The following is an 11451-nucleotide window of genomic DNA, read 5'->3' on the forward strand; positions in this document are numbered from 1 at the left end:
AATGACCCACTCTGCAACTGCTCTGACCCTGAAACCTGGCGCACTGACGCTCGACGAACTGCGCGCCGTCTGGCGTGCTGCCGGCCCGCTGTCGCTGGCGGCGGAAGCCTATCCTGTGATCGAAGCATCGGCCGCTGCCGTGCAGGCCATCGTCGCCAAAGGCGATGCGGCTTACGGCATCAATACCGGCTTCGGTCTGCTGGCCAAAACCCGCATTCCGGACGATAAGCTGGAACAACTGCAGCGCAACCTGATCCTGTCGCACTCGGTAGGTACGGGCGAGCTGATGTCGGATGCCGTCTGCCGCCTAATCATGCTGATGAAGATCGGCAGTCTGGCGCGCGGCTTCTCCGGCGTGCGCCCGCTGATCATCGATACCCTGATCGCGCTGTACAACGCCGGCATCATGCCGGCCATTCCGGCCAAGGGTTCGGTCGGCGCTTCGGGCGATCTGGCGCCGCTGTCGCATATGACGCTGGCCATGCTGGGCGTGGGCGAAGTGCGCGTCAACGGCCAGCTGATGCAGGCAGTCGATGCGCTCAAAGCGGCCAATATCGCACCAGTGGTGCTGGCCGCCAAAGAAGGTCTGGCGCTGATCAATGGCACGCAGGTTTCCACTGCGCTGGCGCTGCATGGCCTGTTCATGGCCGAGCGCCTGCTGGAAGCGGGCATGGTGACGGGCGCGCTGTCGCTGGACGCTGCCAAAGGTTCGGATTCGCCGTTCGACGCGCGCGTGCACGAAGTACGCGGCCAGCCGGGCCAGATCGCTGCTGCGGCCATCTACCGCGAACTGGTCAGCAACAGCGCCATCCGCGCCTCCCATCTGGTAGGCGACGAGCGCGTGCAGGACCCCTACTGCCTGCGCTGCCAGCCACAGGTGATGGGCGCCTGCCACGACATCATCGCCAATGCCTCGCGCACGCTGCTGATCGAAGCCAATGCCGTGACCGACAATCCGCTGCTGTTCAAGGATGGCGAGCTGTCGGTGGTGGTCTCGGGCGGTAACTTCCACGCCGAGCCGGTGGCTTTTGCGGCCGATACGCTGGCGCTGGCTATCGCCGAAATCGGCAGCATTTCCGAGCGCCGTATCGCGCTGCTGATCGATGCGACGCTGTCCGGCCTGCCGCCATTCCTGGTGCGCGAGCCGGGCGTGAATTCGGGCTTCATGATTGCCCACGTGACGGCGGCTGCGCTGGCGTCGGAAAACAAATCGATGGCGCATCCGGGCAGCGTGGATACCATCCCGACTTCGGCCAATCAGGAAGACCACGTCAGCATGGCCACCTACGCGGCGCGCCGTCTGGACGACATGGCGCATAATACCGCTGTGATCCTCGGTATCGAACTGCTGGCCGGCGCACAGGGTATCGATTTCCACCGTCCGCTCAAGACCTCGCCGCAACTGGAACACGTGCATGCGCAACTGCGTAGCCGCGTACCGTTCTTCGACGCCGACCGCTTCTTTGCGCCCGATATCGAAGCGGCCAAGGGCATGGTGCTGCGCGGTGATCTGAGCGCTTCGTGCAAAGCGCTGTTCGCAGCGCTGGGCCACTAACAGGGGAGGCGGCATGGACTTCCGTTTCAATGCAGGCAGCATACCCTTGCTGGTGTCCATGCCGCACGTGGGCACCGATATCCCCGACGAGATCGCGGCGCAGATGACGCCAGCCGGTGCCGACCGTCAGGATACCGACTGGCATCTGGTAAAGCTCTACGAGTTCCTCGGCGAGATGGGGGCGTCGACACTGTCGGCGCGCTGGTCGCGCTATGTGATCGATCTGAACCGGCCACCGGAAGACAGCAATCTGTATCCGGGGCAGGACACTACGGGGCTGTGCCCTGTCGATACCTTCCACCGCGAGCCGCTGTACCGCGAAGGCTGTCTGCCCGATCAGGCGGAAGTGCAGCGCCGTCTGGCCGCCTACTGGCAGCCGTATCACAGCCAGCTGCGCAGCGAACTCGATCGTCTGCTGTCGCTGCATGGCCGCGTGGTGCTGTGGGATGCCCATTCCATCGCTTCCATCGTGCCGCGCTTCTTCGAAGGCAAACTGCCGGATCTGAATTTCGGCACGGCCGATGGCAAGAGCTGCGGGCAGGGGCTGTCCGAGGCCGTGGTGGCACAGGCGCTGGCGCAGGAGCACTACAGCATCGCCGTGAACGGGCGCTTCAAAGGCGGCCATATCACGCGCCACTACGGCCGTCCCGCTTCGAATGTGCATGCCATCCAGCTGGAAATGTGCCAGTCCACCTATATGGACGAACAGGCGCCGTATGGCTACCGCGCCGATCTGGCGGTGCAGGTGCAGGGCGTGCTGCGCTCCATGCTGCAGGCTGCCGCTGACTGGAGCCGCGCATGAGCGAGGCGAGTATGCCACTGAATCAGCAAGGCAATCAGCTGTTTGCCCGTCACGCACTGCTGCCGCAAGGCTGGTGCGACGACGTGCTGATCACATGGGATGCGGCGGGCACCCTCACGGCAATCACACCCGATGCTGCCGCAGCGGTGGCGGATGGTTCCGTCCCCGTGGTGAGCTATGTCCTGCCCGGCATGATCAACCTGCATTCGCACAGCTTCCAGCGCGCGCTGGGCGGCCGCACGGAAAAGGCCGGACCGGGGCGCGACAGCTTCTGGACGTGGCGCGAACTGATGTACCGCTTTGCCCGCAATATCACGCCCGAGCAGATGGAGTCCATCGCGGCCCAGCTGTACGTCGAATGTCTGCGCCATGGTTATACCTCGCTGTGCGAATTCCATTACGTGCAGCGCGCACCGGATGGCAGCATGTATGCGCAACCGGCCGAAACGGCGCAGCGCGTGATCGCCGGTGCACGGCTGGCCGGCATAGGCATGACCATGCTGCCCGTGCTGTACAGCTATTCCGGCTTTGGCGAGAACCCGTTGAAACCCGAGCAGCAGCGCTTCCGCACCGATGCCGCCGATGTGCTGCGCATTATCGAAGCGCTGGAACCGCTGCGCGATGTCCAGACGGAAGTGGGCGTGGCGCCCCATTCGCTGCGTGCCGCTTCGACGCAGCAGATCAATACCGTGCTGGCGGCCTTGCCTGCCAGCCGTCCCATCCACATCCACATCGCCGAGCAGATGGCCGAAGTACAGCAGGCGCTGGACTGGTGTGGCCGTCGTCCCGTGCAGCATCTGTATGATCAGGTGGAGGTTGACCAGCGCTGGTGCCTGATTCACGCCACCCATCTGCAGCAGGACGAAGTACAGAGTATGGCGCGCAGTGGCACCGTGGCCGGCCTGTGCCCCACCACGGAAGCCAATCTTGGCGACGGCCTGTTCCCGCTGGAAGAATTTCTGGCGCTGGGCGGGCGCTTCGGCGTGGGCAGCGATTCGCATATTTCGCAAAGCGCCGTAGAAGAACTGCGCTGGCTGGAATATGGTCAGCGCTTGCAGCAGCAGCGGCGTAATATTGCGGTATCGGACAGCGAGCGCAATGTGGGCGACTTCCTCTGGCAGCGTGCCCTGCAGGGCGGTGCACAGGCCAGTGGCCGCCCGGTGGGGGAGCTGGAAGTAGGGCGTCGCGCCGATCTGCTGGTGCCGGATGACGACCATCCGAATCTGCACGCGCTGGCGCTCGATGAAGTGCTGGGCAGCTTTATCTTCAGCGGCAACGACAATCTGGTGCGCGATGTGATGGTCGGTGGCCGCTGGCTGGTGCAGCGTGGCCAGCACGTGGCGCAGCAGGAGATCGCGGCGCGCTTCAAACAGACTTTGACTGAACTGCGGGAGTTACGATGAGCCAGCTTATCCAGTACGCCAGCCTGCGTCCCACGCCATGGAAGAACGGCGGCGGCAGCACCACCGAAATGCTGGTATCGCCAGTCGGTGCCGGTTTCGATAGCTTCGACTGGCGCATCAGCCTCGCGACCATCTCGGAGAGCGGCCCGTTCTCCGTGTTTGCGGGCATAGACCGCACGCTGGCGCTGGTGGATGGCGATGGCGTACTGCTGGACTTTGGCGACGAGCGTTTTGTGCTGAGCCCCAGCGAGCCGGTGATCGAATTCGAAGGCGAAGCGGCCGTGCATGCCACGGTGGCGGGCGGCGTGACCACGGACTTCAATGTGATGACGCGGCGCGACAGCTGCCGCCACCGGCTGGAACTGCAGGTGGTGCGTGGCAGCCAGCCACTCAAACGCCGCGCTGCCACCACCTTGCTGTTCCTCGCCGATGGTGAAGGGCTGACGCTGAGCAGCGAGTGCGAGCGCATCGCCATGGTGCGCTACGATCTGCTGGTGCTGGAAGACGGGCAGGAATGGACCATGGATGCGGCACAGGCCACGGTGTTCGTGGTCGATATCATCAATCACTAGGAAGTTGTAACGATGTGGGATCTGCTGTTTACCAATGTGCATCTGGCCACCATGGTCGATGGCTATGGCGAGGTAAGGGATGGCGCGATCGCCGTCAAGGATGGCCAGATTGCCTGGCTGGGCCGGATGGACCAGCTGCCCGCCGGCGTACAGGCGGCCAGCGTGCAGGATGGTGCCGGCTGCTGGCTGACGCCGGGCCTGATCGACTGCCATACCCACATCGTCCATGCCGGTAATCGCAGCGACGAATTCGAAGCGCGTCTGAACGGCGCTACCTACGAGGATATTGCCCGTGCCGGCGGCGGCATCATGTCCACCGTGCGCGCCACCCGTGCCGCCAGCGAGGACGAACTGTTGCAGGCCAGCCTGCCGCGTCTACGCAGCCTGCTGGCCGAAGGCGTGACTACGCTGGAAATCAAATCCGGCTACGGCCTGACGCAGGCCTCCGAGGCGGCCATGCTGCGCGTGGCGCGCCGCATCGGGCGCGAACTGCCGGTCGATGTGGTCACCACCTTCCTCGGTGCCCACGCCGTGCCCCCCGAGTTTGCTGGCCGTGCCGACGATTATGTGGATGCCGTGTGCGCCATGATGGCGCCGCTGGCCGGGGAAGGGCTGATCGATGCGGTAGATGCTTTCTGCGAGCGCATAGGCTTTACGCCAGCCCAGACGGAGCGCGTGTTCGCGGCCGCCAAGGCACTGGGCCTGCCCGGCAAACTGCATGCCGAACAGCTGTCCGATCTGGCAGGGGCTGCGCTGGTGGCACGTTATCAGGGCCTGTCGGCCGACCATCTGGAACATCTGAGCGCCAGCGGCATTGCCGCCATGGCTGCTGCCGGCACGGTAGCCGTGCTGCTGCCCGGTGCCTATTACTTCCTGCGCGATACCAATCCGCCGCCAGTGGCCGGACTGCGTGCCGCCGGTGTGGCCATGGCGGTGGCAACCGACTGCAACCCCGGCACTTCGCCCATGACTTCGCTGCTGCTGGCCATGAATATGGTTTGCACCCTGTGGCGTCTGACGCCGCTGGAAGCGCTGGCCGGTTGCACGCGCCATGCGGCCCGTGCACTGGGACGGTCCGACCGCATAGGAACACTGGAAGTGGGCAAGCAGGCTGATTTTGCTCTGTGGCGCATCGCCCGTCCGGCCGACCTGTCGTATGCCATCGGTCATAACCCCTGCTGCGGCGTGGTGCAGCGCGGGGTGTTGCGTGTAGTGTTGTGTAGCGAGCAGATTTAGAGGATAGTCTCGGCAAATTTTACGGTGTGGAACGGGCGATCGGTTACAGTATGCGATGCTCGTTTTAACGTAACAGGAAGCCCATGTTTGTCGTGAATTCCCTCCGCGCGGCTGTTTTGCTGACGCTGGGCGCCAGTGCGCTGGCACAGGAGCCCGTCCATCCGCAGCCTGCGCCGGCGCCGCATGCGCCCGAGGCGCAGGTGGCTCCCGCCGCCGTGCCGGCGGCACCTGCCACGCCTGCCGCTATGCTAGCTGCCCTGCAAACTCCGCCCGGCGCACGTCCGTTTGCCGACATCGTGCGCGGTGCTGCCCATGTGCCGGGTTTTCTGGGCCTGTACCAGAAAGAGGAAAAGGTCTGGATAGAGCTGCGCCCCGACCAGTTCGACCGCCCCCTGTTCATGTCGGTGAATACCCCCAACGGCATCGGTGAACGCGGCATCTACGGCGGCCAGATGGGCATGAGCCAGGTGGTGGTGTTCCATCGCGTGGGGCCGCTGGTGCAGCTGATCGCCAAGAACACGGCGTATGGCGCCAAAGCCGGTACGCCGCAGGCGCTGGCCGTGGCGCAGGCTTATTCCGATAGTCTGCTGGCGATAGCGCCCGTGATCAGCGGCCCGCATCCGCAGAATGGCGCCATTCTGATCGAAGCCAGTACGCTGCTATTTGGTGACATGGCGGCTTACGGCACCAAGCTGGAAACGGCTTTCCGTCTGCCTTATTCGGCCGATGCGCGCAACAGCAGTTTCCAGAGTTTGCGTTCGGATGACAGCATGACCGGGCTGCAGGTGCAGGCCCATTATCTGGTGCCGCGTCTGCCGGCCGCACCGGCAACGGCTGCAGCGGCGGCAGCAGCACAGGCTTCCGGCTATGCGCCACCGACCACGCTGCCCGATGCACGCAGCCTGTTCCTCGGCTTCTATTACAACTTCATGCCGCTGCCGGCGCAGCCTATGGCGGGCCGGCCAGCCGATGAACGCATAGGCCATTTCGTGCGCACCTCGCATGATTTTTCCGACGACGTTACGCCAACAACAGCGGTGCATCTGGTGGAGCGCTGGCGGCTGGAGAAGCTCGATCCCGCGCTGCCGCTGTCGGCGCCCAGGCAGCCCATCGTCTACTGGATCGATGCGAATGTGCCGCATAAATACCGCGAGTCTGTCAGACAGGGCGTGCTGGCATGGAATGCTGCTTTCGAAAAGATAGGCTTCAAGGATGCCATCGTGGTCAAGCAGCAGAGCGAGACCGATCGTTTCGATACCATGGATGCGCGCCACGCTTCGGTGCGCTGGTTCTTCGGTAACGATGTGGGCTTCTCGCTGGGGCCCCGTCAGGTGGACCCGAGAAGCGGCGAAATTCTCGATGCCGATATCGCCGTGTCCGATGTGTTTGCCCGTGGCGCGCGCCGCCAGATCGCCAGCGCTGCGCTGGCCGCGCCTGAGGACCGCTGCCAGTATCAGGATGGCGTGACGACGGAGCTGGAATTCGCCATGGGCCTGCTGTCCGCACGCAGCGAAACGGATATGGCTGGCCCCGAAGCGGAAGCGCTGGCGCAGGCTTATGTGCGGGCCGTGGTGATGCACGAAATCGGCCACACGCTGGGCTTGCGCCATAACTTCCGTGCTTCCACCGTGTACAGCCTGCAGCAGCTGCAGGATCCCGAGTTCACCCGCCAGCATGGCATGGCCGGCTCGGTAATGGATTACACGCCGTTCAATCTGGCACTCAAGGGCGAAACGCAGGGCGAGTACGTGCCCTCCGCACTGGGCCCGTATGATTACTGGGCCATCGAATATGCCTACAAGCCGATTGCAGCGGCACAGGAAAAAGAGGAACTGGCGCGCATCGCTGCCCGTTCCGGCGAACCGGAGCTGAGCTTCGGTTCCGATCTGGAAGCGGGCGGTTTCAATGCCGACCCGGAAGTGAATTCCTACGATCTGGGCAGCGACCCGCTGGCCTATGTGCAGCGCCGGCTGGCCATGTCGCGCGAGCTGTGGGATCGCCTTGAACGCCGCACGCTGAAACCGGGCGAAAGCTTCGACAGCCTGCGTCGCAGTTTCGAGAACGGCTATCAGCAGTACGCGCGCACCCTGCCGCTGGCAGTGAAATATATCGGTGGCGTCAGCTATGTGCATGACCATGCCGGTACCGGCCGCGCGGCCTTCACACCGGTGCCGCTGGCACGCCAGCGCGCCGCGCTGCAAATGATTACGGGCAGTCTGTTCAAGGCCGATAGCCTGCATTTCTCGCCAGCGCTGGTGAGCCGCTTGACGCCGGAGCCGTTTGAAATGACGGCGCGGCCGGATGTGTCGGTCGCTGCGCGGGTGCTGGCTTTGCAGACGGCTGCGCTGGACCAGCTGATGGCCGATGCAGTGGCGACCCGTTTGACGGATTCGCTGGAAAAGCTGGAGGACAAGCGACAGGTGCTGAGTCTGGACGAGCTGTATGGCAGCCTGCAGAACGCCATCTGGAGTGAACTGAAAAGCGGCAAGGAGATCACGGCGGCACGGCGCAATCTGCAGCGCGAGCATCTGAAGCGTTTGTGTGCGGGACTGCTGCGCAGCCCCGCGCCGACGCTGGCCGATGCGCGCAGCCTGCAGCGCCAGTATGCGCTGCAGCTGCAGCGCGATCTGCGGGCAGCGCAGAGCCGCAATAACAGCAGCAAAACCAGCCGCGAAGTGCAGGCCCATCTGGCCGAAGCCTATGAGACTCTGAGCCAGACGCTGAAAGCACCGCTGCTGCGTACGGGTACCTGAGGGGAGCCGCCCGCGGCTAGAGCGAGCGCAGGCGTGAGCGCACCTGCACTACTTCACGGTGCAGCAGCCGCTCGGCGTGCAAGTCGTTTTCACGCTGCGCGGCAATCACGGCCAGAGCGCGGTTGCAACGCTGCAGGCGGGCGCGCAGATAGACTTTGTAAAGTGTGATGGCAAAGGGTGGCAAGGCTAGCATGACAGTCTCCGGCGCGGGCTACAACCGGTATTCTGCAAGCGTGCTGCCGCTGCGCTTTGCGGCGTATCAAGTACCGGATGACATATGGGTCAGAGCATTGCCCGTCACGCGGCAAATGCGCCAGTCCGGCAGTAGGTCGGCGCCCATGCCTTCGTAGAATTTGATGGCATTGGCATTCCAGTCCAGTACCGACCATTCGAAGCGGCCACAGTCGCGTTCCACCGCCAGTCTGGCCAGTGCCACCAGCATCTGCTTGCCGTAGCCATGGCCACGGCGGGCCTGCTTGACGTACAGGTCTTCCAGATACAGGCCTTTCTTGCACAGGAAGGTGGAGAAATTATGGAAGAACAGGGCAAAGGTCACTACTTCACCTTGCGTTTCGCCGACGATGGCTTCGCACACGGGCTTGGCGCAGAACAGGCTGTCGTGCAGCATGGCCGGCGTGGCCACCACCATGTGTTCGAGCTTTTCGAACACGGCCAGTTCGTAAATCATGCCGAAGATGGCTTCAACGTCGGCCGGCGTGGCCGGGCGGATGGTCAGATTGCTAGAGGTCATAGTTCAGTCCGTACTGGTGGAAGGAGAGGGGCTATCGGTTTTCAGGGCCCAGGCGACGCTGGAAATGCACAGGATCATGCCTAGCCATTCGAGCGGGCCGGGGCGGTAGTGTTCAAGCTGGATGGACAGCAGCACCGAAATCACGGGCGTGACCACGCCGATGTACACGGCCTTGTGCGAGCCGATGCGGTGGATCAGGGTGAAATAGGCGGCAAACGCGATTACCGAGCCGAACAGCGACAGATAGAGCAGGCCGCCCCAGTAGGGCAGGCCATGGGGCAGGCGGAACGACTGGCCGCTGGCCAGCACCCACAGCGCCACCAGCAGGCTGCCCCATAACATCGACCATGCCATGGTCAGCAGCACATTGGGTGACTGTTCGCGTACCTTGATCACCACCACATTGCCGACCGAGCTGGCGATGGTGGCCGTCAGCGCAAGTACCAGCCCCAGCAGGAAATGGCCATTGCCACCCGAGCGGATTTCCGCCCACGCCTCGCCGATGGACTGGTAGAACAGCAGGCTGACGCCGGCGATCGCCACGGCACCGGCGCTCCAGGTGCGCCAGCCTAGCGGCGCGCCGAGGAAGATGCGGTTGAGGATGGGGTTCCAGAATACCATCAGGGCGAACAGCACGGCCACCAGACCGGATACCAGATACTGCTCCGAGGTGTAGGTGCAGATATAGCTGATGCCGAAGGTGGCACAGCCTTGCAGCAGCATCCAGCGCTGCACGCGCCACGGCATGCGCAGGCGGTCGCCGCGTGCCAGACACCAGGCGAACAGTACGGCCGCCGACAGGGCAAAACGGTACACCACGGAAACTGCCGGCGGCACGTCGCCCAGCTGCAGAGTGATGGCAAAGAAAGTGGAGCCCCAGATCAGGCAGGCAATCAGAAACAGGATAGGAGAGGACATCAGACGAGTATAGCGGGCGGTGCTATTGCTTGCCTAGCGGATAAATTTTGTTGCGGCGCAACAGAAAATGTCTGCGCGCCGCTGAGATTTGTATCATTGCGTAAAAATTGAGCATTTTGTAGAAAATGCAAGTATGATGGAATGACACATCATCGAAGGAGGGCGCCATGAATACCGCGCTACAGATCAAAGTTGTCGGCCTACTGGGCTATGTTGCAGTCAGCACCGCGCTGGTGCTGATGCTGCCTGACGACGATGTGCACAATGCCGCGCAAACCCTGTTTGCGCTGGCCAGTCTGCGTTAATACGCCAGCCGTAGCCGGCGGTACAGGAAACCCAGCACGAATAGCGGGCCGATCAGCAAAAAGCGCAGGTCATCGAAGAAGGACGGTTTTTTGCCTTCGATCTTGTGGCCGATAAACTGGCCTATCCAGGCCAGTACGAACACACTCAGGCTGACGGTAAGAATCTGGCTTTGCGGCAAGATCGCGAGGATGGCCAGCATGCTGCCCGACATCAGCAACATCCCCAGCGCAAACGGACGCGACAGCTTGAAGTAATACGCCAGCGAGGCCAGCACCACGCCCACGGCCACCAGCGGGTGCAGCGACCATAACAGCCCCAGCAGCGTGAACACGATAGTGGGCACACAGACGATGTGTATCCATTCATTGGTGGGATGCAAGTGGCTGGCGCTGTATTGCTCCAGCAGCACGTCGATGGTGCGGGTCGAGGGCATGGCAGTCTCCGTTGTAAGTGTCATACTTTTTAGTACGATCGTGCGATGAATTCTACACGCACTCTGCGGCCATGGCGCAGCTTGCGTAGAATGCAGGCTATGGATACCACACTTGATGCTGCGAACCGGGATACTCGCGCCGATATGCCCGAGCTTACGCGCCAGCGCTGTTTCGCGCCTGTGGTCAATCAAACTACCCGTTTGCTGATACTGGGCAGCCTGCCCGGCGTGCAGTCGCTGGCCAAGGCGCAGTATTACGGCAACCGCCAGAATGCCTTCTGGCGCCTGATGTCGGAAGTGCTGGCCACGGATCTGGTGGGGCTGGCCTATGCGGCACGGTTGCAGGCTCTGCTCGAGCATGGCGTAGGCCTGTGGGATGTGGTGGCGCAAGCCCACCGTGCCGGCAGTCTCGATAGTGCCATCCGCAACCGTGACGATAATGATTTGCCGGCGCTACTGGCGCGCTATCCGGAAATCCGGACGATAGGCTTCAACGGCGGCACGGCCGCGCGGCTAGGTCTGAAAATACTGGGCGAGCGCGCAGCGCACTACCGCATCGTTGCTCTGCCATCCAGCAGCCCTGCCTATACTTTGCCTTACGACGAAAAGCTGGTGCAGTGGCAGAAACTGGGGCAGGCCTGATGAGTCGTGGGAGGTTGATGTGTCGCCTGACACTATCTCGGATGGTCTTGGTAAGTCTGCAAGCAGACGCTGCACATGAC

At 63.0% G+C, this 11451-nt stretch carries 12 protein-coding genes; 8 read left to right on the forward strand and 4 right to left on the reverse strand.

All coding sequences use genetic code 11. The features are described from left to right. The first annotated feature begins 1 nt into the window (after position 1). The 6 genes from hutH (at position 2) to GTP23_RS01490 (ending at position 8321) form a co-directional block, all read left to right on the forward strand. Positions 2-1555 carry a histidine ammonia-lyase gene (hutH, locus tag GTP23_RS01465; protein WP_161033563.1) on the forward strand — a complete coding sequence of 518 codons (1554 nt, stop codon included), beginning with the start codon at positions 2-4 and terminating at the stop codon, positions 1553-1555. 13 nt (positions 1556-1568) lie between these two features. After that, positions 1569-2357, forward strand: a complete 789-nt coding sequence (hutG, locus tag GTP23_RS01470; protein ID WP_161033564.1) for an N-formylglutamate deformylase — start codon at positions 1569-1571, stop codon at positions 2355-2357. Then, on the forward strand, positions 2354-3760 hold the full coding sequence (locus GTP23_RS01475; RefSeq protein ID WP_229255884.1) for a formimidoylglutamate deiminase: 1407 nt from the start codon (positions 2354-2356) through the stop codon (positions 3758-3760). Before hutG ends, GTP23_RS01475 begins: the two co-directional genes overlap by 4 nt. Continuing rightward, a complete protein-coding gene (locus GTP23_RS01480) occupies positions 3757-4332 on the forward strand; it encodes a HutD/Ves family protein (protein ID WP_161033565.1) in 576 nt (191 codons plus the stop codon). Before GTP23_RS01475 ends, GTP23_RS01480 begins: the two co-directional genes overlap by 4 nt. A gap of 12 nt (positions 4333-4344) precedes the next feature. Beyond that, complete coding sequence (hutI, locus tag GTP23_RS01485) at positions 4345-5568, forward strand: imidazolonepropionase (RefSeq protein WP_161033566.1); 1224 nt, start codon at positions 4345-4347, stop codon at positions 5566-5568. Positions 5569-5651: 83 nt separating this feature from the next. Next, positions 5652-8321, forward strand: coding sequence for a zinc-dependent metalloprotease (locus GTP23_RS01490; protein ID WP_161033567.1), 2670 nt, complete (start codon positions 5652-5654; stop codon positions 8319-8321). Positions 8322-8337: 16 nt separating this feature from the next. Here GTP23_RS01490 and GTP23_RS22530 read toward each other — a convergent pair whose 3' ends face one another. From GTP23_RS22530 to GTP23_RS01500, 3 genes are all read right to left on the reverse strand, one after another. Beyond that, positions 8338-8514, reverse strand: coding sequence for a hypothetical protein (locus tag GTP23_RS22530; RefSeq protein WP_202411886.1), 177 nt, complete (start codon positions 8512-8514; stop codon positions 8338-8340). A 66-nt stretch (positions 8515-8580) separates the two neighbouring features. Beyond that, positions 8581-9072 carry a GNAT family N-acetyltransferase gene (locus GTP23_RS01495; RefSeq protein ID WP_161033568.1) on the reverse strand — a complete coding sequence of 164 codons (492 nt, stop codon included), beginning with the start codon at positions 9070-9072 and terminating at the stop codon, positions 8581-8583. A 3-nt stretch (positions 9073-9075) separates the two neighbouring features. Then, positions 9076-9990, reverse strand: a complete 915-nt coding sequence (locus tag GTP23_RS01500; protein ID WP_161033569.1) for a DMT family transporter — start codon at positions 9988-9990, stop codon at positions 9076-9078. 167 nt (positions 9991-10157) lie between these two features. Between GTP23_RS01500 and GTP23_RS22535 the strand changes: the two genes are divergently transcribed. After that, on the forward strand, positions 10158-10295 hold the full coding sequence (locus tag GTP23_RS22535; RefSeq protein ID WP_196308676.1) for a hypothetical protein: 138 nt from the start codon (positions 10158-10160) through the stop codon (positions 10293-10295). On the opposite strand, the gene GTP23_RS01505 is transcribed toward GTP23_RS22535, so the two are convergent. Further along, positions 10292-10729, reverse strand: coding sequence for an Mpo1 family 2-hydroxy fatty acid dioxygenase (locus GTP23_RS01505; RefSeq protein WP_161033570.1), 438 nt, complete (start codon positions 10727-10729; stop codon positions 10292-10294). The genes GTP23_RS22535 and GTP23_RS01505 overlap by 4 nt on opposite strands. 144 nt (positions 10730-10873) lie before the next feature. On the opposite strand from GTP23_RS01505, the gene GTP23_RS01510 reads away from it, so the two are divergent. Continuing rightward, positions 10874-11371 (forward strand): DNA-deoxyinosine glycosylase, encoded by a 498-nt coding sequence (locus GTP23_RS01510; protein WP_161033571.1) that lies wholly within the window; start codon positions 10874-10876, stop codon positions 11369-11371. Positions 11372-11451 lie beyond the last annotated feature (80 nt).

Source organism: Duganella fentianensis (assembly GCF_009857835.1).
In the GTDB taxonomy this organism is placed as follows: Bacteria; Pseudomonadota; Gammaproteobacteria; order Burkholderiales; family Burkholderiaceae_D; genus Rugamonas; species Rugamonas fentianensis.

What these genes read in the sequence shown, in the direction of transcription:
- hutH (WP_161033563.1), top strand. Translation starts at nt 2, where the DNA reads ATGACCCACTCTGCAACTGCTCTGACCCTGAAACCTGGCGCACTGACG.
- hutG (WP_161033564.1), top strand. Translation starts at nt 1,569, where the DNA reads ATGGACTTCCGTTTCAATGCAGGCAGCATACCCTTGCTGGTGTCCATG.
- GTP23_RS01475 (WP_229255884.1), top strand. Translation starts at nt 2,354, where the DNA reads ATGAGCGAGGCGAGTATGCCACTGAATCAGCAAGGCAATCAGCTGTTT.
- GTP23_RS01480 (WP_161033565.1), top strand. Translation starts at nt 3,757, where the DNA reads ATGAGCCAGCTTATCCAGTACGCCAGCCTGCGTCCCACGCCATGGAAG.
- hutI (WP_161033566.1), top strand. Translation starts at nt 4,345, where the DNA reads ATGTGGGATCTGCTGTTTACCAATGTGCATCTGGCCACCATGGTCGAT.
- GTP23_RS01490 (WP_161033567.1), top strand. Translation starts at nt 5,652, where the DNA reads ATGTTTGTCGTGAATTCCCTCCGCGCGGCTGTTTTGCTGACGCTGGGC.
- GTP23_RS22530 (WP_202411886.1), bottom strand. Translation starts at nt 8,514, where the DNA reads ATGCTAGCCTTGCCACCCTTTGCCATCACACTTTACAAAGTCTATCTG.
- GTP23_RS01495 (WP_161033568.1), bottom strand. Translation starts at nt 9,072, where the DNA reads ATGACCTCTAGCAATCTGACCATCCGCCCGGCCACGCCGGCCGACGTT.
- GTP23_RS01500 (WP_161033569.1), bottom strand. Translation starts at nt 9,990, where the DNA reads ATGTCCTCTCCTATCCTGTTTCTGATTGCCTGCCTGATCTGGGGCTCC.
- GTP23_RS22535 (WP_196308676.1), top strand. Translation starts at nt 10,158, where the DNA reads ATGAATACCGCGCTACAGATCAAAGTTGTCGGCCTACTGGGCTATGTT.
- GTP23_RS01505 (WP_161033570.1), bottom strand. Translation starts at nt 10,729, where the DNA reads ATGCCCTCGACCCGCACCATCGACGTGCTGCTGGAGCAATACAGCGCC.
- GTP23_RS01510 (WP_161033571.1), top strand. Translation starts at nt 10,874, where the DNA reads ATGCCCGAGCTTACGCGCCAGCGCTGTTTCGCGCCTGTGGTCAATCAA.